Origin of the sequence: Enterobacter sp. S-33 (assembly GCF_028735835.1) — a bacterium.
Classification (GTDB): Bacteria; Pseudomonadota; Gammaproteobacteria; order Enterobacterales; family Enterobacteriaceae; genus Enterobacter; species Enterobacter vonholyi.
The window spans coordinates 4231247-4255959 of the sequence record NZ_CP117838.1 but is presented as its reverse complement, the minus strand read 5'-3'; the positions used below and the strand labels follow the sequence as shown (position 1 = coordinate 4255959).

The following is a 24713-nucleotide window of genomic DNA, read 5'->3' as shown; positions in this document are numbered from 1 at the left end:
GTCGGGTAAGGCGAAGCCGCCACCCGACATGGACTACAGTTTTGGACCCGCGCTCACCAGCGCAGCACCCGCCGGGGTATCGGTATACTTCTCGAAGTTCTCAATAAACAGCTTCGCCAGCGATTCCGCCTTCTCGCGCCACTGCTCCGGAGAACCGTACGTGTTGCGCGGGTCGAGGATATGCGTATCCACACCCGGCAGCGACGTTGGGATCGCCAGGTCAAACATTGGCAGCGTGAAGGTTTCGGCGTCGTCCAGAGAACCATCCAGAATGGCGTCGATAATGGCGCGGGTATCTTTGATAGAGATACGTTTGCCGGTGCCGTTCCAGCCGGTGTTCACCAGGTATGCCTGCGCGCCGGATGCCTGCATGCGTTTCACCAGCACTTCAGCATACTGCGTCGGGTGCAGCGACAGGAAGGCCGCGCCGAAGCAGGCGGAGAAGGTTGGGGTTGGCTCCGTCACGCCGCGCTCGGTACCCGCCAGCTTGGCGGTGAAACCGGAAAGGAAGTGGTACTGCGTTTGGCTGGCCGTCAGGCGAGACACCGGAGGCAGAACGCCGAACGCATCCGCCGTCAGGAAAATAACCTTCGTGGCATGACCCGCTTTTGACACCGGCTTCACGATATTGTCGATGTGATAGATCGGGTATGAGACGCGGGTGTTTTCCGTTTTCGACGCATCGTCGAAGTCGATGGAGCCGTCGGCACGCACGGTGACGTTTTCCAGCAGCGCATCGCGACGGATCGCGTGGAAGATATCCGGCTCGGCCTCTTCAGACAGGCGAATGGTCTTCGCGTAGCAGCCGCCTTCAAAGTTGAATACGCCGTCGTCATCCCAGCCGTGTTCGTCATCGCCAATCAGGCGACGTTTTGGATCGGTGGACAGGGTGGTTTTCCCGGTGCCGGACAGGCCGAAGAATACCGCCACGTCGCCTTTTTCACCGACGTTAGCCGAGCAGTGCATGGAGGCGATACCGCGCAGCGGCAGCAGGTAGTTCATGACCGAGAACATCCCTTTCTTCATTTCGCCGCCGTACCAGGTACCGCCGATCAGCTGGATACGCTCGGTCAGGTTGAAGGCCACAAAGTTTTCGGAGTTCAGACCCTGCTCTTTCCACTGTGGGTTGGTGCATTTCGCACCGTTCATCACGATGAAATCAGGGGCGAAGTCCTGCAGCTCTTCGTCGGTTGGACGAATAAACATATTTTTCACGAAATGCGCCTGCCAGGCCACTTCGGTGATAAAACGCACGGAGAGACGGGTATCGGCGTTAGCGCCGCAGAAAGCGTCGACAATAAACAAACGCTTGCCGGAAAGTTGATGGGTGACGAGCCCTTTCAGGTGCTGCCAGGTTTCCGGGGAGAGCGGTTTGTTGTCGTTCTTCCCTTTGCCCTTGTCAGCCCACCACAGCGTATCGCGGGTGGTTTCGTCTCGGACGATATACTTATCTTTCGGCGAACGACCGGTAAAAATACCGGTATCGACGGCGATAGCACCAAGATTTGTCAACACACCACGCTCGTATCCTTCCAGTGCTGGATTGAGCTCTTCCTGATACAGCGTATCGTAGTCGGGGTTGTAGACGATTTCCTGGACGTCGTGAATACCATAAGCCTTGAGATCTTGCGGGGTTAAACCAGTAACACGCATATCACTGCTCCTTAGCCAATATGTACTGCCTGAAATTGTAGGGTTTTTCTGAGGTTGTTTACCGCGACGGGGCTCATAGATTCACGCATCTGGACAAAACCCTTACTAACGGAAAACGCTGCGACTCCAGTCACGGCGCAGGCGGATTATCGCAGGAATCGCTTTTTGGGTGGGGAAAATGTTCCGAAAAGGTTAAAGGCTGGTGATTTTATCGGAAAGAATGTGAATGTAATCGCATACACGTAAGAAAATTACGTAAGAGTTACATTGGGAAAACGATTCAGCTTGGGTGGCGTTTTTCCCCCTCACCCTCTCCCCTTTGGGGAGAGGGTGAGGGGGAAGAGGTTTAGTGAACCTGCGGATCCGCCGGGGAGGCGTTGTTGCGGATCTCAGCGATATCCATCGAATTGAATACATAGTGCGTACCGCAGTAGTCACAGTGCATATCAATTTCGCCGTCTTCCGCCATGATGCTGTCGATCTCTTCATCCGGCAGGGTTTTCAGTGCGCCAGCGCAACGCTCGCGTGAGCACGTGCACTTGAACTCCACGGACTGCGGGTCGTAGACGGTCACTTCTTCTTCGTGGTACAGACGCCACAGCACGTCGGTCGCCGACAGGTTGAACAGCTCTTCCGCCTTGATGGTTTCGGTCAGCGTCGCCAGGTGCTCAAAATCATTGGTCTGAGCGTCCTGGGCAGGCAGAACCTGCAGCAGCATACCGCCCGCAGCAGGCTGGCCGTCCACTTCACCGGTGCGGATGAACAGACGCGTCGGCAGCTGCTCGGAGCGCATGAAGTAATCTTCCAGGCAGGCTGCCAGGGTATCGCCTTCCAGACCGACCACGCCCTGATAGCGCTCACCTTCCTCTGGGGAGATGGTGATCACCAGGTAGCCGTTACCTACCAGCGTTTTGAGGTCAGCATTTTCTGGCACGTCGCCCTGAACGCGCGCCACGCCGCGCATCTGCTGCTGGTTATTGCCGTTGATGACCGCCAGCGTCATCGGGCCGTCGCCCTGCAGCTGCACGGTGATATCCCCGGCAAACTTCAGCGTTGCGGTAAGCAGGCTGGTGGCAACCAGCAGTTCGCCCAACAGGGTCTTCACCGGCAGCGGGTAATTGTGGTTTTCCAGAATCTGTTTCCAGGTTTCGGATACGGTGACCAGCTCGCCGCGCACGGCGAATTGTTCAAACAGATAGCGGTGTAATTGGTCGTGTTGGGCCATTTTCATCTCTCGTGCGGGTGAGGTTAATCAGTCTCACCGTGTTTAAATTTCATCAGATCGCGGCGCTCTTTTTTGTCCGGCCGCCGGTCCGGGTGTGGCATCGTCAGCGCGTTCATTTTGCGCGCCAGCGCGGTCTTCTCGCGCTTTTCAATGCTCTCCGCCGTCTCTTCATAAAGCATTACGGCTTCCGCTGCGGGTCGACGTTGTTCGGTAATGGCTTTAACCACCACCGTACGTTCATCGTTGCCCTGACGCAGCGTTAAGGTGGCATTCAGCTCAACCATCTTGCTCGGCTTGCTGCGCTGGCCGTTGTAATGCACTTTTCCGCCGTCTACCATCTCGCGGGCAAGGGCGCGCGTTTTATAAAAACGCGCTGCCCACAGCCATTTATCCAGTCTTACCCCGTCTGAGGGTTTTTCTTTCATGGCGTCTCCTTCACGGTCAGTGAGGGGATCATCTGGCGATAGTCGTTCAGTCCCGGGTGGCGCAGATAGCTTTTTTCAGCCAGGCCAGAGTCAGGATTGGTGACGCCCAGACAGTAGCGAATGCCAAACCTTGCGGCAGAATCCAGAATGGGCTCGCTGTCATCAATGAACAACGTACGTTCCGGCTGCAAACCCGTCTCTTCCTTCACCGCATGCCACAACCGCTGATCCTCTTTCGGATAACCAAATGTGTGGGTGGAAAGTAATAAATCAAGGTGCGACGCCAGACCCGTATGTTCCAGCTTCACCGCCAGATTATGTGGATGCGCGTTGGTCAGCAAGATACGACGCTTGCCGCTTGCTTTCAGCGCATCCAGAAAGGGCAATGTATCTTCGCGCAGAACGGCGCGCGGGCCCTGGGCGGTAGTCATGGCACAAATATCCAGACCGAGGCGCTCGCTCCAGTAGTCAAGACAGTACCAGTTTAGCGTATGTTGCACGGCGCTATATTGTGAACGAATGAATGCCTGCGCTTCTGCCGGGGAGATCCCCTGCTGTTCGCCATAGGTTTCTGGAACCAGCGTTTGCCAGAAATAGTTATCAAAGGCGAGATCGAGCAGCGTGCCGTCCATATCCAGCAGAACGGTATCAACCTCCTGCCAGGCGATATCAAGATGCATTAGGGGAACTCCAGCCAGAAGAAACGTGCGCGACAGGGTAGCACATCTTGTCGCGCAACGACGTTATCAGATCAGGCTCTCAGACGAGGGGATCAGCTTAGGATTGAGGCAGTTTTCGTAATATTGCTGGATGTCGGCAAGCCGCGTGCGCGAGCGCTGGTAGCGGCGCAGGGCCATAAAACCGTTCCAGAAAATGGCGATCAGCATCGCGGTCATCAGCAGCGAGGTGCCGATGTAGCGCCACAGCCCAGCGCTATCCGGCATCCGGTGCAGGCCGATATGGCGAGTGCCGTTGGCGTCGGTATAAATACTCGTGACAATCCCTTCTGCGCTGAACGGCGTTTGCATCAGCATCTGCGCCAGGCGCAGGAATTGGCTCCACTGCTCCTGCGCCGGATAATCATAAAGCGCCACCTGCGGATAAGGCTGATCGACCAGGTCGCTGCCCTCATCGCTTGCAATTACAAAGCCGCCCGGTGCCGGGCTGTTCAGCGCCTGAGCCGCACGGGTGGTCTCGCGCATCATGAACGGTGACGTCGAGGTGGCGACCAGGTTATCAAGAGATTCAGCGCTAACCGGCCGCAGCAGCACGTTGACGCCATCCAGCCGTCCCGCTTCGGCGCGTTTCACCAGCGAGTCCCAGTCTTTACTGTTCCCGAGGTTTACCAGGGCATTTTTAAGACGTATGCACTCATCCTGAGAGGAACAAAGATCCTGCGTTTTCAGGACGATGTCACCAAAATCATCCAGCAGAACCATGCCTGATTTTTGAATGGCCGAACGCAGTGCGGGACTAACGCGTGAATCATCGTCCGGTTTCGGGTGCAGCTGGCGGTTAACCGTCTGGGTAAGAGCCGTGGCTTTATTCACGACTTCGGATTCCGGCAGCGGCAGCGGCGGTGCGTCGTTCCAGATAATTTGTGAGCAATCGAACGGCATAAACGGTGAGTTCTGGCGCATGTTCCACGCCCCCGGGGTGTGAATATTACACATCCCGGTTCCCTTCAGGCGCAGCGTGTCCCCCACGCGCACACCGGCTTCATCCAGTTTGTTGACGCTGGTCGCTTCAATGGTTTGCGCCCCTTTGATCCACGACAGGGTGAATTTAATGGGCATATCCAGCGGCACGAAAAGCAGCAGCATGACTAAGACCAGCGCGGCGCCGCCGGCAATGACCGTGCTGCGAAGCCAGTGCTGAAGCGGAAAATTTTTCACTTCATCATGCAGGGATAAGAAGCGCCCCTGACGCACAACGTGGCGGTCAAGGTAGATATCAATATCGGTTTTCTGCCCCAGGTCCTGCGCGATCCACGGTTGCCAGTGGCGCGGGTAGATCAGGTCGATAATACCGAGCGAGATATTGTTGAGATGTTCCTGATCGTTTTCACCGAAGAGGCCCCAGCGCTTTGGCGTTCCGCGCAGGCAGTGGATTTCGCGCAACGACGTTTTGGCCGGTGGGGCAAAGAGCCCCCAAAGCCCGCCCGCCAGCAGCAGAACCGCACCGCCAGCCAGCCAGGGGACAAACACATCCGGCGTGAGGAGGCAGATAAAAAAGAGCAGGAAGGCAGCAACGATCAGAATGGCTTCGCGGATGCCGTCCGGGCGGCTCAGAGCGTACTCTTCATGGGTTTCCTGGCGAATATTCAGCAGTTCAATCTGCTCAGTCTCTTCGCCACGAATGGAGGCCTGCGTTGAACTGGCGCGTTCCAGCGCAAAACGAGGGGCTTCCTGAAGGTATTCATTCAGCGTATGGCCGTTAAGCGAGATAACCAGGGGCAACGAGTCGGTGTGAATCAGCTCAACGCTGTTTTCGTCGTTAATGTATTGCTCCCAGGACGGGGGCAGATGCACTTCGACGGAATCAAGGTAATAGCGCCATTTGTTAGGGTCATCAGTAGTGATGCCATAGCGCGTGATGGAGCGCGTCACGCAGAGCACGGTATCACTTTGTGCATTAAGATTTAGCGCGACGGGCGCAGCGGTGGCTCCCGTTGGCCCAGGCGTTAACTGAGTACGGTTCAGGATTTCGAGATAGTTTTCAACCGCATCGCGCTCGTCTTGCGTAAGTTTACGCGTGCTCGCACCCGCAAATGCATTTAAAAAGGGCAGGCGATAACGGCGCTGTACGCGGCGCCTGTACAACCACCCTGCAACCAACGCACCGGCCAGCATAGCAGCGAGAACAATCAAAATGGTGCTCATGCTTTCCCCATCTTACTTATCTTCTTACAGGTGTAGTCAGTAGCACCTTTACATTGAATGAGAGTCTGTGGTTGGCTATCGGCAAGTATGGAGTCGAACTTGAGCATTCTGAAGCGCATCCCAGTGACCGGTGATGATAGCAAAGCCTGTTATGGCGCGATATCAGCAAATTCCTGGAAACATTTCAACCTCTTGACATTTGTTTTGAATTGAGGATTGATCCCAAATACGTTGCATAAATGTAAATAAAGAACAATTGACATTGCCGAAACCGTGCAGCGTATCGCACAATAACGCCAGTTCTCACTGCTAAGACCCATCAAGATGAGCAAACCACTACAAAAACCCACCATTCTGAATGTTGAAACTGTCGCCAAATCGCGCCTGTTTAATGTCGAAAGTGTGGATCTGGAGTTCAGCAACGGTGTGCGTCGCGTTTATGAACGTATGCGCCCTTCTTCGCGCGAAGCGGTGATGATTGTTCCCATTGTCGACGATCATCTGATTTTGATCCGCGAATACGCTGTGGGAACGGAATCTTACGAGCTCGGGTTCTCGAAAGGGCTTATCGACCCGGGTGAAACCGTCTTTGAAGCGGCAAACCGCGAGCTGAAAGAAGAGGTGGGGTTCGGGGCTAATGAGCTTTCATTCCTGAAAAAGCTGAGCATGGCACCGTCCTATTTTTCCAGCAAAATGAATATTGTGGTGGCTGAAGATCTCTATCCTGAATCGCTGGAAGGGGATGAGCCGGAGCCGTTGCCGCAGGTTCGCTGGCCGTTAGCCCACCTGATGGATCTGCTGGAAGACCCTGACTTTAATGAGGCCCGCAACGTGAGCGCGCTGTTCCTGGTACGGGAGTGGTTGAAGGGGCAGGGGCGACTGTAGGCCATAAAAAAAGCCGGGTGGCGACTTCGCCTTATCCGGCCTACGATGCTTTGCCCGGTTTTTACCGGGCATTCTTATTTTTAGAACAGCTCGTGCGTTTCGCCGTTATCGATAATCTCTGTACCCACCTCGTGCACCGCCTGTGTGGTTGGCTGGGTGCCCTCAATGAAATACTCTTCGCGACTATTACCGCCGTTGGCAAGCTGACCGGTGCTGCGGTCGATATTGACCGTCACCACGCCTGGCGGCGGCGTTAACGGCTGCTCCGGCACACCTTCAAGAACGGACTTCATGTAGGCATCCCAGGCCGGCTGCGCGCTCTTCGCTCCGCCTTCGTAGCCGGAAATCTGATCCTTAATCGCGCCGGATGCCGTGGTACGACCTAAATCACGGCGGTGATCGTCGAAGCCGATCCAGACTGATGTCACCACGCCCGGGCCGTAGCCGGAGAACCACGCATCTTTCGAGCTGTTGGTTGTCCCCGTTTTACCGCCGATATCATGGCGCTGCAAATCACGACCTGCGCGCCAGCCGGTACCCTGCCAGCCCGGTTCACCGAAGATGTTGGTGTTCAGCGCGCTCTTAATCAGGAACGACAGCGGCGTGTTGATCACATGCGGTGCGTACTCCTGCGCGCCGGTCTGCGCCACCAGCGCCTGGTTCGCCTGCTCGAGCTGCGGCTGTGGCACAACGCCGTTCTGCTGCTCCTGCGACACGGCAGGGTCTTCCATGTCCTTATTCTCAAGCACCTCGGATTTCGGCGTATTGCCGTAAATGACCGGAATATCGCAGTCAGGGCAGGCAATTTTCGGCTTCGCTTCGAACAGTACGCCGCCCTGATCGTTCTCGATTTTACTGATGAAGTACGGGTCAACCAGGAAGCCGCCGTTAGCCATCACCGAGTACCCGCGGGCGACCTGAAGCGGCGTAAAGGAGGCTGAGCCTAACGCCAGCGACTCGGTGCGAACGATGTTCTGTGCCGGGAAACCAAAGCGCTGCAGATATTCTGCGGCATAGTCGACGCCCATCGCGCGCATGGCGCGCACCATCACCACGTTTTTCGACTGCCCCAGACCCTGACGGAGACGAATAGGACCGGCATACTCCGCAGGGGAGTTCTTCGGCTGCCAGTCGGAACCCGCACCGGCATCCCAGCGGGAGATTGGCACGTCGTTGAGGATGCTGGCGAGGGTCAGTCCCTTATCCATCGCGGCCGTGTAGAGGAACGGTTTGATATTGGAACCGACCTGACGTAGCGCCTGCGTGGCGCGGTTAAATTTGCTCTGGTTGAAATCAAATCCGCCGACCAGGGCCAGGATCGCACCGTTCTGTGGATTGATAGAGACCAGGGCCGAGTTGACGTCCGGCACCTGTGCCAGCCACCAGGCTTCGCCTACTTTGCGCACCCAGATTTGCTGCCCGGTCTGAACTGCATCGGTCACTTTACGCGGCGTTGCGCCCTGTAGGGTATCCGAGCGGTACGGACGCGCCCAGCGGACACCGTCCATGCGCAGAGAGACGGAGGTGCCGTCCGCGAGCGTCGCAACGGCTTCCTGAGGATCGGCCTGCGTCACCACGGCAGGCAGGAGCGGACCATAGGTTGGCAGCGCCTTCAGCGTACTGGTGATTTTTTTGCTGTCCCACGCGCTTTCGCCCACTTTCCAGAGCACGTTTGACGGGCCGCGATAGCCGTGACGCATATCGTAATCCATCACGTTGTTCCGTACCGCTTCCTGAGCCGCCTGCTGGACTTTGCGGGTGACGGTGGTGTACACGCGATAGCCATCTTCATAGGCCTTGTCACCATAGCGATTCACCATCTCCTGGCGAACCATTTCGGTCAGGTAAGGAGATGCAAAGGCGATCTCAGGGGCGTGGTAGTTAGCGTCAATGACATCGTTACGCGCCTGGTCGTATTCGCTCTGGCTGATGTAGCCTTCGCTCAGCATACGTGACAGGACGACGTTGCGACGCGCGGTGGCGCGATCGAGCGAGTAAAGCGGGTTAAACGTGGATGGTGCTTTTGGCAGCCCGGCTATGGTGGCCATTTCGCTTAAGGTGAGTTGCTCAACAGGCTTGCCGAAGTACACCTGTGCGGCAGCCCCCACGCCATAGGCGCGGTAGCCCAGGTAGATTTTGTTGAGGTACAGCTCAAGGATTTCGTCTTTGCTCAGCAGCTGCTCAATACGGATCGCAAGAAACACCTCTTTGATCTTACGTATTAGCGTTTTTTCAGGGCTGAGGAAGAAGTTACGCGCCAGCTGCTGCGTAATGGTGCTCGCCCCCTGAGAGGCGTGACCAGAGAACAACGCAATGCTCGCGGCACGGAAAATTCCCACCGGATCGACACCGTGGTGCTCGTAAAAACGGCTGTCCTCCGTGGCGATAAAGGCTTTCACCATCACGGGTGGAATTTGGTTTAAGGTCAGCGGAATACGGCGCTTCTCGCCATACTGCGCCATCAGCTCGCCATCGGCGCTATAGACTTGCATCGGGATCTGGAGGCGCACATCGCGAAGCGTGGCGACATCAGGCAGCTGTGGCTCAATATATTTGTACAAACCGTAAATCGAGCCTGCTCCCAGCAGAATGCAACAGACTGCAAGGATGAATAAATACTTTACGAACTTCACCGGAGATTTCCCATTTGGTTTCACTTGGGCAGTTTCTAAACAATCGCGCGGTAGTATAAAGGCAAGCCTGATTCATTGATATAGCCGTCAAGACGACGGGCGATAAGGAGATCGTGAAGCATGGCTTTCAAAATATGGCAAACGGGCGTTCATATTCAACAGGATAGGGTGCGAATCGTCTCGTTGGCCCGGGAGAGGTCTGGCTGGTGCTTACGCCGCTGGTGGGCGATACCTCTGGCCGAAGGTATCATTCGTGACGGCAAAATTTGTCAGCCAGAACAGATGGTTGATGCGTTACGCGACTGGCGAAAAACGCTGCCCCACTACCACCGCGTGTTCCTCTCTTTCCCGGCAGCACGCACCCTGCAGCGGTCGCTTCCCCTTCCGGCCGCTGCGCTGCGCGACAGCGAGCAGCTCACATGGCTCGGTGCGGCGCTTGCGCGAGAACTGGAGATGTCTGCCGAAACGCTCTGTTTCGATTACGCGCAGGATACCTTCAGCAATACCTTTCACGTGACTGCCGCGCAAAATAACGAGGTCGACACCTTACTGGCGCTGGCGAAAACGCTGCGTTTGCGGCTGGTAACCATTACTCCGGATGCCAGCGCGCTGGCGAATCTTCTTCCTGCGGTGGCACCAGCGAAATGCATCGCCTGGCGGGACGATCGTCAGTGGCTCTGGGCTATGCGCCACCAGTGGGGACGCCGCTTAACTACCGAAGCAGAAAGCATGGCTGAGCTGGCGGCGCTGCTGGCTCTTGGGCCGGATGACATCGCGCTGTTTGATAGCCGACGTGACCCGTGGGAAATCCTGGAACGTTACCATGCTCCATTACCGGACTGCGGCGCTGATTATACCGTTGCGCTGGCTTTGGCCATGAGCGAGGTACCCGCATGAGCATCATGAACTTTCTGCCGTGGCGACAGCAGCGGCGCTCGCGATGCCTGCGCTTCTGGGGCGCAATGTGTGTCGGCACAGTGCTGTTGCTGTTCGTGACCATTTTCTGTCTGCGGATCAACCATCTCGTGAAGCTGCGCGCACTGCAAACGGATCTGACGGGAATGCAGGCCGTGCAGCACGCGCTTGTCGCCCGGCAAAGACTGACCGCACAGGCGCAGATGCCCGTGCAGACCCTGCAACAACGGGCATGGCAACCGGTGCTGGAATCCCTTTCCCGCGCCGTTCCGGCACAGGTCTGGCTGACGGAGTTGCGCTATCAGCCCCCTGCTCTGATGCTGAGCGGGTATGCCATAAACCTGCCGGCCCTGTCTGCTCTGCGCGATGCGCTTGGCCTCATAGCGGATTTTACGCCCGGGACGACGGGTGAGCTTCGGCAGGACAGCCAGGGGCGCTGGATGTTCACCCTTCATCTTAAAAGCGAGGGGTAACGCGTGGATACCCTGTTAGAACGCTGGTGCGAAAGCCGTCCCTGGAATCGGGTGCTCTTCTGGTTTCTGGCGAGCCTCCTGGCTGGACTGGCAGCGTGGGGCACCATGCTCAGACCGGTAGACGGGCAGAGTGCCGAACGACAACGCCAGCTGATTCAGGACGTGAGGACGAACGCAGCGTTATGGTCTGCCGTCAGAAAGACGCCGTTTCGTCCGAAAATAACGGAAGTACTGGAGAAGACGCCGTTCTCCCCGCTCGATTTTCAGGGCGATGACGCGACGCTCGTTCACTGGAAGCCGCTACAGAACGGAGGAGAACTGATGCTGGAGGTAGAGTGGCAGGCTATCCCGGCGCTTTTTTCCCGGCTGGCGCAGCGGGATGTGCAGATCGCCGCTTTCGCGATTACACCACATGGCACAGCATTGCGCCTGCGGCTGGAGCTAGAACATGCGAAATAGCACGCGATGTTTGCTGGTTTGCTCTGCGCTGCTACTGACCGGTATGCGCGATCCCTTTCACCCGTCGGACGATCCCTGCGCCATTGCCGAGCTGGCGCAGTGGCACTATCGCGGCATGGTGGGAGGACAGCAGGCTATCGGCATTTTACAGGATGGGCAAAAGCGCTGGTATCGGCTGAAAACGCATGAGCGCTTTCCGGAAGGCTGGACGATAACAACCATCAATGAAACGGAACTGGTTGTTGATGTGGGTGACACATGTGAACCAGGAAAATGGACGTGGCAACGAGAAGGAACGGATAAGAATGAATTTACGGATAATGCTGTGGCTGCTGGCGTTCAGCCATCCGCTGTGGGCCGCCGCGCCAAAACCGGTCACGCTGGTGGTGGATGACGTTCCTGTAGCCCAGGTACTACAGAGTCTGGTTGCCCAGGAGAATAGAAATCTGGTGATATCGCCTGATGTCGGCGGCACGCTTTCGCTCAATCTGAAGCGCGTCCCCTGGCGACAGGCATTACAGACGGTTGTCGCCAGCGCTGGCCTCGTTTTGCGAGAGGAGGGCGGCATTTTTTATGTGTATACCGCGGCCTGGCAGCGTGAACAGCAGGAACGCTCGGAACAGGAGCGGGCCCGAAGACAGCTTGATGCGCCGCTGGTGTCTCACAGCATCGCTTTTTCCTATGCCGATGCCGGAGAGCTGCAGAAAGCCGCGGAAAAACTCCTGAGTCCAAAGGGGAGTTTATCCGTCGACACGCGTACCAACCGGCTGCTGATTCGGGATAACCAGACGGTGGTGGAGACTCTACAGCGCTGGGCCGCCCAGATGGATATTCCCGTCGAACAGGTCGAGCTGGCGGCGCACATTGTGACCATTAATGAAAAAAGCCTGCGCGAGCTAGGGGTGAAGTGGAATCTCGCCGACGCCACCGACGCGGGCAAAGTTGGACAGCTCACCACGCTTGGCAGCGATCTTTCCGTTGCCAGCGCCACCAGCCACGTGGGTTTTAACATCGGACGGATCAATGGTCGGCTGCTTGATCTGGAACTCTCTGCGCTGGAGCAAAAACAGCAGGTCGATATTATCGCCAGCCCGAGGCTTCTGGCCTCGCATATGCAACCAGCCAGCATCAAGCAGGGGAGTGAGATCCCGTATCAGGTCTCAAGCGGTGAAAGCGGGGCGACCTCAGTTGAGTTTAAGGAGGCGGTATTAGGCATGGAGGTCACGCCGGTGGTGTTGCCGGGGGGACGCGTGCGCCTGAAATTACACATCAGCGAAAATATGCCGGGACAGGTTCTGCAGCAGGCCGATGGCGAAACGCTGGCTATCGACAAGCAGGAGATAGAAACCCAGGTGGAGGTAAAAAGTGGAGAAACGCTGGCGTTGGGCGGAATATTTTCCCAGAAGAACAAAACCGGCAGTGACAGTGTGCCCGGGCTCGGGAAAATCCCCTGGCTTGGGCAGCTTTTTCGTCACGATGGTAAGGATAATGAACGGCGCGAGTTAGTGGTGTTTATTACGCCACGTCTGGTCGGTATTCGCTGACGGGTAACGATCCCCGCAATGATTTTGCATTCAGTTTGTTGCAGATGTTTGACGTGGGGCATGAATTAGCATACAAGGAGTACCGATTTGAGTTGGACTTACGTCTTATTACCTTATGCGCCCGACGCGGTGATTTAATCAGTTGCCAAACAAGCCGGAGTATTGAGATAATTTTTAGTCTGACTCTCGCTCTATTGCATATGAGGTTTCAGTTCATGTCCTGCTACGCTGGGTGTCTGCGAAGCGGGGATTACCATTAACGAATAGTCTTAGTAGTACCGATAAAATGGCAGAGAAACGCAATATCTTTCTGGTTGGGCCTATGGGTGCCGGCAAAAGCACTATTGGGCGTCAGTTAGCTCAACAACTCAATATGGAATTTTACGATTCTGATCAAGAGATTGAGAAACGAACCGGAGCTGATGTGGGCTGGGTTTTCGATGTAGAAGGCGAAGAAGGTTTCCGTGACCGAGAAGAAAAAGTGATCAACGAACTCACGGAAAAACAGGGCATCGTTCTGGCAACAGGCGGCGGTTCTGTGAAATCTCGCGAAACCCGTAACCGTCTCTCCGCCCGTGGCGTAGTGGTCTATCTTGAGACGACTATCGAGAAACAGCTGGCACGTACGCAGCGCGATAAAAAGCGCCCGCTGCTGCAGGTTGAAACGCCACCACGCGAAGTTCTGGAAGCATTGGCCGATGAACGCAATCCGCTGTATGAAGAGATTGCCGATGTGACCATTCGTACTGACGACCAGAGCGCTAAAGTGGTTGCAAACCAGATTATTCATATGCTGGAAAGCAACTGATTCTGGCTTTATATACACTCGCCTGCGGGTAAAAGCATTAAAGGTGGATGTCGCGTCATGGAGAGGATTACAGTTACTCTCGGGGAACGTAGTTACCCTATCACCATCGCGGCTGGTTTGTTTAACGACCCAGCTTCCTTTTTACCACTGAAAGCGGGTGATCAGGCGATGCTGGTCACCAATGAGACGCTGGCTCCGCTTTATCTCGACCGCGTACGCCATCTGCTTGAGCAGGCGGGCGTAAAAGTCGACAGTGTGATTCTCCCCGATGGCGAGCAGTATAAAAGCCTGACGGTACTGGATACCGTCTTTACCGCATTGCTGCAAAAACCGCACGGTCGCGATACAACACTGCTTGCCCTGGGCGGCGGTGTTGTGGGCGATCTGACCGGCTTTGCGGCCGCAAGCTATCAGCGCGGCGTCCGTTTTATTCAAATCCCAACCACGTTGCTGTCCCAGGTCGACTCCTCTGTGGGTGGCAAAACGGCAGTCAACCATCCGCTCGGCAAAAACATGATTGGCGCGTTCTACCAGCCTGCATCGGTGGTGGTGGATCTCGACTGTCTGAAAACCCTGCCGAAGCGCGAACTGGCTTCGGGTCTGGCGGAAGTGATCAAATACGGCATTATTCTGGATGGCGAGTTCTTTGTCTGGCTTGAAGAGAATATGGATGCGTTGCTGGGCCTGGATGAGGCTAAACTGGCATACTGCATTCGTCGTTGCTGTGAGCTGAAAGCAGAAGTTGTCGCTGCAGACGAGCGTGAAACGGGCTTACGTGCTTTACTGAATCTTGGGCATACGTTTGGTCACGCGATTGAAGCCGAAATGGGTTACGGCAACTGGCTGCACGGTGAAGCCGTCGCGGCCGGAATGGTCATGGCAGCCCGCACCTCTGAACGCCTCGGACAGTTCAAACCGGAAGAGACGGCACGTATCATTGCGCTGCTTGAACGTGCAGGTTTGCCGGTGACCGGGCCTCAGGAGATGTCGGCGCAAGCGTATTTACCCCACATGATGCGCGATAAAAAAGTATTGGCAGGTGAGATGCGTCTTGTACTCCCGCTTGCAATAGGGAAGAGTGAAGTGCGCGGCGGAGTGCCGCACGATGTCGTTCTTGGCGCTATCGCTGATTGTCAGCAGGCGTAACAACTAGAAAGGTCAGGCCACTGTCGCAGGTGGTCGTTTAGCTTCAGGTGAAATGCAAAGTCGTTGGCATAAGCCTTTGAGTGGGGTGTTAAATGGATGAATTCAAACCAGAAGACGAGCTGAAACCCGATCCCAGCGATCGTCGTACTGGTCGTTCTCGTCAATCTTCAGAACGTGATAACGAGCCGCAGATCAACTTTGACGATGTTGATCTGGATGCAGACGATCGTCGCCCTTCGCGCAGCCGCAACGCGCACGAAGAGCGAGCAGAAGAGGATTATGAGTCCGAAGAAGATTCAATGGACGAACAGCCTGTAGAGCGTCGCCCGCGTAAACGTAAAAAAGCCGCTGCGCCGAAACCGGCTTCCCGCCAGTACATTATGATGGGCCTTGGCGTTCTGGTGCTTGTGCTGTTGATTGTCGGCATTGGCTCCGCGCTTAAAGCACCGTCAACGAACTCAACCGAGCAAACTGCTTCCGCTGAGAAGAGCATCAACCTGTCCGGTAACGATGCGTCCAATCAGGCGAATGGTGCACAGCCTGCACCGGGAGCGACTTCCGCAGAGCAGACCGCAGGCAACACCACAGCGCCGCAGGATGTTTCTCTGCCGCCCGTTTCTTCAACCCCTGCTCAGGGTCAGGCACCTGCTACGCCTGAAGGCCAGCAGCGCGTAGAAGTTCAGGGAGACCTGAACAATGCGCTGACGCAGTCGCAGAACCAGCAGCAGGTTGATAACGTCGTGGTTAACTCCACGCTGCCAACCGAGCCGGCAACCGTTGCCCCGATTCGCGGTGGTAACGCACAGCCGCAAACGGCCGCGACGGAAACTAAACCGCGCCAGACGCAAACTGCGACGCGTCCTGAACGTAAGCAGGCGGTGATTGAGCCTAAGCGTGAAACCAAACCTCAGTCAGTAGTCAAAGCGCCTGAAGTGAAAGCCGTACCGGCACAGCCGAAACATACTGAAACGGCGGCGGTGAGCGAGCCTGCGAAAGCGCCAGTCACGCAGACGGCGCCGAAAGCAACGGCGACCACAACAGCACCGGCTGCCACAGCTGCGCCTGCAGCAACGGCTCCAGCAGCCACGGCAACAGCCTCCAGCAGCGCCGCAGGCAAAACGGCAGGTAACGTTGGTTCGCTGAAGTCTGCGCCATCCAGCAACTACACGCTGCAACTGAGCAGTTCGTCTAACTATGACAACCTCAACAGCTGGGCGAAGAAATCAAATCTGAAAAACTATGTTGTTTATCAGACGACCCGTAACGGTCAGCCCTGGTATGTGCTGGTGAGCGGTGTTTATTCGTCCAAAGATGAAGCAAAACGTGCCGTTGCGGCACTGCCAGCGGATGTTCAGGCGAAAAACCCCTGGGCGAAGCCGATTCATCAGGTTCAGGCCGATCTGAAGTAATGTTTAAAGCGCAGGATGCTGTCGGAGCTTTCTCCACAGCCGGAGAAGGTGTAATCAGTTAGTCAGCATGAAAAAAAATCGCGCTTTTCTGAAATGGGCAGGGGGGAAATACCCCCTGCTCGATGATATTAAAAAACACCTGCCTGAAGGCGAGTGTCTAATCGAGCCTTTCGTGGGTGCAGGATCGGTGTTCCTCAACACCGATTTTTCTCGTTATATCCTGGCGGATATCAACAACGATCTTATCAGCCTCTATAACATCGTTAAGCTGCGTACCGAAGAGTATGTCGCAGAGGCGCGCAAGCTGTTTACGCCAGAGAACAACACCCCTGACGTCTACTATCAGTTCCGCGCGGAGTTTAATCAGAGCCAGGATCCATTCCGCAGAGCGCTGCTATTCCTCTATCTCAACCGTCATGGTTACAACGGCCTGTGCCGGTATAATCTTCGTGGGGAATTTAACGTGCCGTTTGGTCGCTATAAGCGCCCGTATTTCCCGCAGGACGAGCTGTATCACTTTGCCGAAAAAGCGCAGAACGCTGAGTTTCATTGCCTCTCCTATGAAGAGTGTATGGAGCTGGCAGGCGTAAACTCGGTGGTTTACTGTGATCCGCCTTACGCACCATTGTCTGCAACGGCGAATTTCACCGCTTATCACACCAACAGCTTCAGCCCGGCCGAACAGGCTCGTCTGGCTGAGATGGCGGAAAAGCTGGTCAGCAAAAGAATTCCGGTGTTAATTTCAAATCACGACACGCCTGATACGCGCGAATGGTACAAAGCCGCGAAGCATTTTCAGGTTAAGGTGCGGCGTAGCATTAGCAGCAACGGCGGCACGCGTAAAAAGGTGGACGAACTTCTGGCTCTTTATCGCCCCTGAGCCGTTTTGCCCGCCGGTAAACACATTTCAAGGAGAAGCGGATGAAACAGTTTTTGATTGCTCCCTCAATTCTGTCGGCCGATTTTGCCCGCCTGGGTGAAGACACTGCCAACGCACTGGCGGCTGGCGCGGATGTCGTCCATTTCGACGTGATGGATAACCACTACGTTCCAAACCTGACCATCGGTCCGATGGTGCTCAAGGCGCTGCGCAACTATGGCATTACCGCCCCGATCGACGTTCACCTGATGGTGAAACCGGTTGACCGCATCGTGCCTGACTTCGCCGCGGCGGGTGCCAGCATCATCACCTTCCATCCGGAAGCCTCTGAACATGTGGATCGCACGCTGCAGCTGATCAAAGAGAACGGTTGTAAAGCGGGCCTGGTGTTTAACCCGGCCACGCCGCTGAGCTATCTCGATTATGTCATGGATAAACTGGACGTGATTTTGCTGATGTCCGTTAACCCGGGCTTTGGCGGTCAGTCGTTTATCCCCCACACGCTGGATAAGCTGCGTGAAGTACGCCGTCGCATTGATGAATCAGGTTACGATATTCGTCTGGAAGTGGACGGCGGTGTGAAAGTGAATAACATTGGTGAAATTGCGGCGGCAGGTGCGGATATGTTCGTTGCCGGTTCAGCCATTTTCGACCAACCGGATTACAAAAAAGTCATTGATGAAATGCGCCGCGAGCTGGCGAAGGTAAGTCATGGATAAATTGCAGGCAATTCGGGGTATCGCATTTGACCTCGACGGCACGCTGGTCGACAGCGCGCCGGGCTTAACGAGCGCCGTAGACCAGGCGCTGTACGCGCTTGAACTCCCCGTTGCGGGTGAAGAGCGTGTCGTCACGTGGATTGGCAACGGGGCCGATGTTCTGATGGAGCGCGCGTTGACGTGGGCGCGTCAGGAGCGTGCGTCACAGCGTTCCGCCCAGGGTAAACCGAGCGTCGATCACGCGGATATCCCGCAGGAAGAGCAGCTGCGTATTCTGCGCAAACTGTTCGATCGTTTCTATGAAGAGACGGTCGAAGAGGGCAGCTTCCTGTTCCCGGACGTTCAGGAAACGCTGAGCGCGCTGTCCGCGAAGGGCATCCCGCTGGGACTGGTGACCAACAAACCGACGCCGTTTGTTGCACCGCTGCTGGAAGCGCTCGATATCGCGAAGTATTTCTCCGTGATTGTGGGCGGCGACGACGTGCAAAACAAAAAGCCCCATCCGGAACCGCTGCTGCTGGTGGCAGGAAAATTATCCTTAACGCCTGCGGAGCTGCTCTTTGTCGGCGATTCACGCAATGATATTCTGGCTGCCCGCGCGGCTGGATGTCCTTCCGTGGGGTTAACCTATGGCTACAACTACGGTGAAGCCATCACGCTGAGTGAGCCGGACGTTGTTTTCGACCACTTCAAAGATTTGTTGCCCGCTCTCGGGCTTTCGCACAGTGAAAATCAGGAATTGAACAATGACTAAGCCCATCGTTTTTAGTGGCGCACAGCCTTCAGGTGAATTGACCATTGGTAACTACATGGGTGCGCTACGTCAGTGGGTCAGCATGCAGGATGAGTACCATTGCATTTACTGCATCGTCGATCTCCATGCGATTACCGCGCGTCAGGATCCTGAGAAGCTGCGCAAAGCCACGCTGGACACCCTGGCGCTGTACCTGGCCTGCGGCATCGATCCTGAGAAGAGCACCATTTTCGTTCAGTCCCACGTGCCGGAGCACGCGCAGCTGGGCTGGGCGCTGAACTGCTACACCTATTTCGGCGAGCTGAGCCGCATGACCCAGTTCAAGGATAAATCTGCCCGCTACTCTGAAAACATCAACGCCGGACTGTTCGACTATCCGGTGCTGATGGCGGCAGACATCCTGCTGTATCAAACCAACCAGGTGCCGGTGGGTGAAGACCAGAAGCAGCACCTGGAGCTGAGCCGTGACATCGCCCAGCGCTTTAACGCGATCTATGGCGATGTGTTTAAAGTACCTGAGCCATTCATTCCGAAGTCCGGCGCGCGCGTCATGTCGCTGCTTGAGCCGACCAAGAAGATGTCCAAGTCTGACGATAACCGCAATAACGTTATCGGCCTGCTGGAAGATCCAAAATCGGTGGTGAAAAAACTCAAGCGCGCGGTCACGGACTCCGACGAGCCGCCTGTTGTGCGCTACGACGTGCAGAACAAAGCGGGCGTCTCCAACCTGCTGGATATCCTCTCCGGCGTCACCGGTCAGAGCATCCCTGAGCTGGAAAAACACTTCGAAGGCAAGATGTACGGCCACCTGAAAGGCGAAGTGGCAGATGCCGTTTCCGGCATGCTTACTGAGCTGCAGGAGCGTTATCACCGCTACCGTAACGACGAAGCTTTCCTGCAGAAAGTGATGAAAGAGGGCGCGGAAAAAGCCAGCGCGCGCGCGTCCGAAACCCTGAAAGCGGTGTACAACGCGATTGGGTTTGTTGCGAAGCCTTGAGTCTGCTTGCCGGGTGTCGCTAACGCTTACCCGGCCTACAGGATCGTGTAGGTCGGGTAAGGCAAAGCCGCCACCCGAAAAAAAACACACTCTCCAAAACTAAAAAAACCGGGACATCCCGGTTTTTTTACGCCTGTAAAACGCTTACTGCTGTGCCGCCGGACCGCAACCACCGATGATCTTCGAAATGGAGATCGCCGGGTGCAGCAGGTAATCGTAGCTGCAGTTATTTTTGGTGTTCTGTACATGACCGGTACAGGCAGTCAGAGTCGATAACAGGCCAACCAAAACGGCGGCCTTTGCCAGTTTGAACATACGCATTCCTTGTCTTAAAAACGAAAGTTAGATGTTTATCAAGGGAATAAAGGGGAAAGTTCCACTTCGGGGCAGTATGTTATCGACAGCGGTAAGAGGGGAGTAGTCCGTATAGGGACTACTCCGGAAAGGAAGAATATGCGTTAGTGATTCGAAAACCAGTTCAGCTTATCGCGCAGCTCAACCACGCGGCCCACCACGATCAGCGCCGGGCTTTCGACCTGCTGCGCCAGCTCGCCCAGCTGCGTCAGAACGCCATCCACTACGCGCTGCGTAATGGCGGTGCCGTTTTCGACCAGCGCGACGGGCATATCCGCATTCATACCGTGCTCCAGCAGCTTCGCCTGAATCGTGGCGGCCTGATTGAGCCCCATGTAGAACACCAGCGTCTGCTTTTCGGCGGCCAGGTTATGCCAGTCCAGCTCGCTGCCGGTTTTAAGATGCCCCGTCACCAGACGCACGCTTTGGGCGTAGTCGCGGTGGGTCAGCGGAATGCCAGAGTACGCTGAACAGCCGGACGCCGCCGTAATGCCGGGCACCACGGAGAACGGAATACCCGCGTCGCACAGGGTTTCCAGCTCTTCACCGCCGCGTCCAAAGATAAACGGATCGCCACCCTTAAGGCGCACCACGCGTTTTCCCTTTTGCGCTTCGCGCAGCAGGATCTGGTTAATCTCCTCCTGCGGCACGCAGTGGTAGCCCGCCCGTTTGCCCACGAAGACGCGGTCGGCATCGCGGCGCACCAGGTTCATGATGTCATCGGAGACCAGACGGTCGTACACCACGATATCCGCCTGCTGGATCTGCTGTAGCCCTTTCAGCGTCAGCAAGCCTGCATCGCCGGGGCCTGCGCCCACCAGCACCACTTCACCGCGGTGATCCAACGGCTCACTCAGCAGTTGTTCGGTGGTCTCTTCAACGGCTTTGGTGTCCTGATTCGCCAGCGACTGCGCCAGCCTGTCGTTCACAAAGAATTTTTCCCAGAAGCGACGACGCTCGCCCACGGTCGAAAAGGTTTGCTTCACGCGGGAGCGGAGCTGCCCGGCGTAATGCGCAATCTGACCAAGATGCTGGGGCAACAGGGCTTCCAGCTTTTCCCGCAGCAGGCGGGCGAGAACCGGGGAGCGTCCGCCGGACGATACGGCTATCATCAGCGGCGAGCGGTCGATAATCGACGGCATGATGAAGCTGGCCTCTTTCGGCGCATCCACCACGTTGCAGAAAATTCTGCGCGCTTCGCAGGCATCGCTCACGCGCTGGTTCACTTCATCGTCATCCGTCGCTGCAATAGTCAGCCAGCAGGTATCCAGCAGGGACTCATCAAACTCTCCCTGTTCCAGCGTGAGCATCCCTTCCTGAGCCCAGACCTCAAACTGTGGGGCGAAGGCAATGGCGTTAACGGTCAGTCGGGCGCCAGCCTCTAACAGCAGGCGCGCTTTACGTTCAGCTACGTCGCCGCCGCCCACGAGCAGGCAGTCGCGGTTGCGTAATTGACAAAAAATCGGCAGGTGATCCACGACGTTACCTCACAGCATTCATGGCGGGGGAAGAATTGACGTCAGGATAACAGCAGGAATCTTACAGAACATACGGTTTTTCCTGCCGTTACCCATAAGGGGTCATAAGCCTTTCCTATTGAAAAGGCGAGGGGTTACGCTTTCAGCTGCACCTCGCCGTCCTTCACGCGGACGTCGTAGTGTTTGACCGAGAAGCTTTCATCTTCCATGCAGAATCCGTCGGTTAAGCGGAAACGCTGCTTTTTCAACGGGCTGGCGACCCACAGTTCACCCTGATGCTCGGCAATCAGTCCGCGGGAGAGCACGCTGGCCTCGAAGAACGGGTCGATATTGCTGATGGCAAAAACCTGTTCATCGTGGCGAGGGCGAAAAATCGCCACCTGCTCGTTGCCCAGCAGCGCACAGACGCCGGTGGCGGGGAGAATGTCGTTAATATTGCAGATGTTTACCCACTGGCTCATGCGTTTTCCTCCACCAGCGTGACCGGAATACGTTCATACGGCGTGGCCGGACGATGCTGTTCGCGCTCCGGCACTACCTGCACGTTCGGGTCGCGCTGGGTGCTATTTATGAAGTGTTTGAAGCGCGTCTGCGCCGCCGGGGTGTTGACGGTTTCCGTCCATTCGCAGATCACCGCCTCGCGCAGGCGGGCCATCTCGGCTTCCAGATGCTCGTTCAGGCCCAGCTTGTCGTCGATAATGACTGATTTAAGGTAGGCGATGCCGCCTTCCAGGTTATCGAGCCAGGAAGCGGTACGGGTCAGCTTATCGGCGGTGCGGATATAGAACATCATGAAGCGGTCGAGATACTGAATCAGCGTGTCGCGATCGAGATCCGCAGCCAGCAGGTCCGCATGACGCGGTTTCATGCCGCCGTTGCCGCACACATACAGGTTCCAGCCTTTTTCGGTGGCGATGATCCCCACGTCTTTACCCTGCGCTTCCGCACATTCGCGGGTGCAGCCGGAGACGCCGAACTTCATTTTGTGCGGGGTACGGATGCCTTTGTAGCGGTTTTCCAGCTCAACGCCGAAGCCCACGCTGTCGCCGACGCCGTAGCGGCACCAGGTGCTGCCCACGCAGGTTTTCGCCATACGCAGCGCTTTGGCGTACGCGTGGCCGGTTTCGAAGCCGGCTTCAATCAGCTGACGCCAGATTTCCGGCAGATCGTCCTTCTGCGCGCCAAACAGGCCGATACGCTGGGAACCGGTGATTTTGGTGTAGAGGTTAAATTCACGCGCGATACGGCCCACCGCGACCAGCCCTTCCGGCGTGATTTCGCCGCCGGCGGAACGTGGAATCACGGAGTAGGTGCCGTCTTTCTGGATGTTGGCCAGGAAATTGTCGTTGGTGTCCTGCAGCGGCGTATGCTCGGGCTTGAGCACGTACTCGTTCCAGCAGGAGGCCAGCAGGGAGCCGACGGTCGGTTTACAGACTTCGCAGCCGTAGCCCTGGCCGTGCTTCGCCAGCAGTTCGTCGAAGGATTTGATGCCCTCCACGCGGATCAGGTGATACAGCTCCTGGCGAGAATACGCGAAGTGCTCGCACAGGTTGTTGTTCACCTCGATGCCCTGTTTCGCCAGTTCGGCGTTCAGCACCTGAGTGACCAGCGGAATACAGCCGCCGCAGCCGGTACCGGCTTTGGTTTCGGCTTTCAGGGCCGCAACGGTGTGGCAGCCTTTGTTGATGGCGGAGATCAGCATGCCTTTGGTGACGTCGAAGCAGGAGCAAATCTGCGCGCTGTCCGGCAGTTTATCCACGCCGATTGACGGCTTGCCGCTGGAGGCATGAGCCGGAAGGATCAGCGCGTCCGGGTTTTCCGGCAGTTCGATGGCGTTGAGCACCAGCTGGAGCAGATTGCCGAAGTCACTGGTGTCGCCCACCAGCACCGCGCCGAGCAGGGTTTTGTTGTCCTGGCTGACGATGAGTCGTTTGTAGACCTCTTTGCTTTCGTCGAGATAGACATAGCTGCGGGAATTCGGGGTGCGGCCATGCGCATCGCCAATACCGCCGACATCTACGCCCAGCAGCTTCAGCTTGGCGCTCAAGTCTGCGCCGGTAAAGGCGTTTTCGCTGCCGAGGATATGGTCCACTGCGACCTGTGCCATTTTGTAGCCGGGCGCCACCAGACCGTATACGCGGTTGTTCCAGCTGGCGCATTCGCCAATCGCGTAGATATCCGGATCGGAGGTCTGGCAGGTGTCGTTAATCATGATCCCGCCGCGCTGCGCCACGGCAAGACCGCACTGGGTCGCCAGCTTGTCGCGCGGACGAATACCGGTGGAGAAGACGATGAAGTCCACTTCCAGCTCGCTGCCGTCGGCAAAGCGCATGGTTTTTCGCGCTTCAGTCCCTTCCTGAACGATCTCTTTGGTGTTCTTGCTGGTGTGAACCTTCACGCCCATGCTTTCGATTTTACGACGCAGCTGGTCACCGCCCATGTGGTCGAGCTGTTCTGCCATCAGCATCGGGGCAAATTCGATGACATGGGTTTCAACGCCGAGGTTTTTCAGCGCGCCTGCCGCTTCCAGACCCAGCAGGCCGCCCCCCACCACCGCGCCGCGTTTGCTTCGACGCGCGCAGGATTCGATGGCGTTAAGGTCTTCAATGGTACGGTAGACGAAGCAATCCTGAGTCTCCGAGCCTTTAATTGGCGGGATCCACGGATAGGAGCCCGTCGCCATGATCAGCTTGTCGTAAAAAACCGTACGCCCGGCGCTGGAGTGGATCACTTTTTCCTGACGGTTGATGGTGATAGCGCGTTCGCCCACCAGCACTTTTACGCCATGCTTCTCGTAGAAACCTTCACGCACCAGAGAGAGCTCTTCGGCGGTATGATGGGAGAAGTAGGAAGACAGGTGCACACGGTCGTACGCCTTGCGGGGTTCTTCACAGAACACGGTAATATCGAACTGCTCAGCATCGGCCTTATCGAGAAGATCCTCAATAAAGCGGTGGCCGACCATGCCGTTACCGATGATAGCGAGTCTGAGTTTGCTCATTATTGCCTCGATTTCTTTTCTATTATTGCCTACCTTAACGATTCAGCAGGGGCGCTTATTGATGCAAATCAAA

23 protein-coding genes are annotated in these 24713 nt (G+C 56.4%); 13 read left to right on the top strand and 10 right to left on the bottom strand.

From position 1 onward, the window contains the following. Positions 1 to 33: 33 nt before the first annotated feature. From pckA to PUP35_RS20280, 5 genes are all read right to left on the bottom strand, one after another. A complete protein-coding gene (gene pckA, locus PUP35_RS20300; protein WP_274241111.1) occupies positions 34 to 1653 on the bottom strand; it encodes a phosphoenolpyruvate carboxykinase (ATP) in 1620 nt (539 codons plus the stop codon). Between the two features lie 346 nt (positions 1654 to 1999). Next, positions 2000 to 2884 (bottom strand): Hsp33 family molecular chaperone HslO, encoded by an 885-nt coding sequence (gene hslO, locus PUP35_RS20295; RefSeq protein WP_161495995.1) that lies wholly within the window; start codon positions 2882 to 2884, stop codon positions 2000 to 2002. 17 nt (positions 2885 to 2901) lie between these two features. Beyond that, positions 2902 to 3303 carry a ribosome-associated heat shock protein Hsp15 gene (gene hslR, locus PUP35_RS20290; RefSeq protein ID WP_115876852.1) on the bottom strand — a complete coding sequence of 134 codons (402 nt, stop codon included), beginning with the start codon at positions 3301 to 3303 and terminating at the stop codon, positions 2902 to 2904. Continuing rightward, complete coding sequence (yrfG, locus tag PUP35_RS20285) at positions 3300 to 3983, bottom strand: GMP/IMP nucleotidase (protein WP_127732494.1); 684 nt, start codon at positions 3981 to 3983, stop codon at positions 3300 to 3302. Before yrfG ends, hslR begins: the two co-directional genes overlap by 4 nt. A 66-nt stretch (positions 3984 to 4049) precedes the next feature. Next, positions 4050 to 6185 carry an intracellular growth attenuator family protein gene (locus PUP35_RS20280; RefSeq protein WP_274241106.1) on the bottom strand — a complete coding sequence of 712 codons (2136 nt, stop codon included), beginning with the start codon at positions 6183 to 6185 and terminating at the stop codon, positions 4050 to 4052. Between the two features lie 324 nt (positions 6186 to 6509). On the opposite strand from PUP35_RS20280, the gene nudE reads away from it, so the two are divergent. After that, on the top strand, positions 6510 to 7070 hold the full coding sequence (gene nudE, locus PUP35_RS20275; RefSeq protein ID WP_008503041.1) for an ADP compounds hydrolase NudE: 561 nt from the start codon (positions 6510 to 6512) through the stop codon (positions 7068 to 7070). 80 nt (positions 7071 to 7150) lie between these two features. On the opposite strand, the gene mrcA is transcribed toward nudE, so the two are convergent. After that, the gene (gene mrcA, locus PUP35_RS20270) at positions 7151 to 9703 is read right to left on the bottom strand and encodes a peptidoglycan glycosyltransferase/peptidoglycan DD-transpeptidase MrcA (RefSeq protein WP_111963766.1); all 2553 of its coding nucleotides are present in this window, start codon (positions 9701 to 9703) and stop codon (positions 7151 to 7153) included. Positions 9704 to 9823: 120 nt separating this feature from the next. Between mrcA and pilM the strand changes: the two genes are divergently transcribed. The 12 genes from pilM to trpS all read left to right on the top strand — a co-directional run bounded on the left by pilM (position 9824) and on the right by trpS (position 19807). Next, the gene (gene pilM / locus PUP35_RS20265) at positions 9824 to 10600 is read left to right on the top strand and encodes a pilus assembly protein PilM (protein WP_127732488.1); all 777 of its coding nucleotides are present in this window, start codon (positions 9824 to 9826) and stop codon (positions 10598 to 10600) included. Continuing rightward, on the top strand, positions 10597 to 11091 hold the full coding sequence (locus PUP35_RS20260) for a PilN domain-containing protein (RefSeq protein ID WP_274241104.1): 495 nt from the start codon (positions 10597 to 10599) through the stop codon (positions 11089 to 11091). Before pilM ends, PUP35_RS20260 begins: the two co-directional genes overlap by 4 nt. Before the next feature lie 51 nt (positions 11092 to 11142). Next, the gene (locus tag PUP35_RS20255) at positions 11143 to 11550 is read left to right on the top strand and encodes a HofO family protein (RefSeq protein ID WP_274241102.1); all 408 of its coding nucleotides are present in this window, start codon (positions 11143 to 11145) and stop codon (positions 11548 to 11550) included. Continuing rightward, on the top strand, positions 11540 to 11944 hold the full coding sequence (locus tag PUP35_RS20250; RefSeq protein WP_274241099.1) for a HofP DNA utilization family protein: 405 nt from the start codon (positions 11540 to 11542) through the stop codon (positions 11942 to 11944). Before PUP35_RS20255 ends, PUP35_RS20250 begins: the two co-directional genes overlap by 11 nt. Next, positions 11856 to 13094 carry a DNA uptake porin HofQ gene (gene hofQ / locus PUP35_RS20245; protein WP_111963771.1) on the top strand — a complete coding sequence of 413 codons (1239 nt, stop codon included), beginning with the start codon at positions 11856 to 11858 and terminating at the stop codon, positions 13092 to 13094. Before PUP35_RS20250 ends, hofQ begins: the two co-directional genes overlap by 89 nt. Positions 13095 to 13380: 286 nt before the next feature. After that, positions 13381 to 13902 (top strand): shikimate kinase AroK, encoded by a 522-nt coding sequence (aroK, locus tag PUP35_RS20240; RefSeq protein WP_003861630.1) that lies wholly within the window; start codon positions 13381 to 13383, stop codon positions 13900 to 13902. Positions 13903 to 13959: 57 nt separating this feature from the next. Then, complete coding sequence (gene aroB / locus PUP35_RS20235; protein ID WP_111963772.1) at positions 13960 to 15048, top strand: 3-dehydroquinate synthase; 1089 nt, start codon at positions 13960 to 13962, stop codon at positions 15046 to 15048. A gap of 92 nt (positions 15049 to 15140) precedes the next feature. After that, positions 15141 to 16457 carry a cell division protein DamX gene (gene damX / locus PUP35_RS20230; RefSeq protein ID WP_115876861.1) on the top strand — a complete coding sequence of 439 codons (1317 nt, stop codon included), beginning with the start codon at positions 15141 to 15143 and terminating at the stop codon, positions 16455 to 16457. 67 nt (positions 16458 to 16524) lie between these two features. Beyond that, positions 16525 to 17337 (top strand): adenine-specific DNA-methyltransferase, encoded by an 813-nt coding sequence (gene dam, locus PUP35_RS20225; protein ID WP_111963774.1) that lies wholly within the window; start codon positions 16525 to 16527, stop codon positions 17335 to 17337. A 41-nt stretch (positions 17338 to 17378) separates the two neighbouring features. Further along, positions 17379 to 18056 (top strand): ribulose-phosphate 3-epimerase, encoded by a 678-nt coding sequence (gene rpe / locus PUP35_RS20220; protein ID WP_008503032.1) that lies wholly within the window; start codon positions 17379 to 17381, stop codon positions 18054 to 18056. Beyond that, entirely contained in the window at positions 18049 to 18810 is a 762-nt protein-coding gene (gene gph / locus PUP35_RS20215; RefSeq protein ID WP_111963775.1) for a phosphoglycolate phosphatase, read from the top strand. Before rpe ends, gph begins: the two co-directional genes overlap by 8 nt. Then, a complete protein-coding gene (trpS, locus tag PUP35_RS20210; RefSeq protein ID WP_115876864.1) occupies positions 18803 to 19807 on the top strand; it encodes a tryptophan--tRNA ligase in 1005 nt (334 codons plus the stop codon). The genes gph and trpS overlap by 8 nt, the downstream gene beginning before the upstream one ends. Positions 19808 to 19951: 144 nt before the next feature. Here trpS and PUP35_RS20205 read toward each other — a convergent pair whose 3' ends face one another. From PUP35_RS20205 to nirB, 4 genes are all read right to left on the bottom strand, one after another. Continuing rightward, positions 19952 to 20122: a YhfL family protein gene (locus PUP35_RS20205; protein ID WP_008503029.1), complete on the bottom strand. Its 171-nt coding sequence runs from the start codon at positions 20120 to 20122 to the stop codon at positions 19952 to 19954. A gap of 143 nt (positions 20123 to 20265) precedes the next feature. Further along, a complete protein-coding gene (cysG, locus tag PUP35_RS20200) occupies positions 20266 to 21639 on the bottom strand; it encodes a siroheme synthase CysG (RefSeq protein WP_274241092.1) in 1374 nt (457 codons plus the stop codon). Positions 21640 to 21773: 134 nt separating this feature from the next. Next, a complete protein-coding gene (nirD, locus tag PUP35_RS20195) occupies positions 21774 to 22100 on the bottom strand; it encodes a nitrite reductase small subunit NirD (RefSeq protein ID WP_274241090.1) in 327 nt (108 codons plus the stop codon). Further along, positions 22097 to 24640 (bottom strand): nitrite reductase large subunit NirB, encoded by a 2544-nt coding sequence (gene nirB, locus PUP35_RS20190; protein ID WP_274241089.1) that lies wholly within the window; start codon positions 24638 to 24640, stop codon positions 22097 to 22099. The genes nirD and nirB overlap by 4 nt, the downstream gene beginning before the upstream one ends. Positions 24641 to 24713 lie beyond the last annotated feature (73 nt).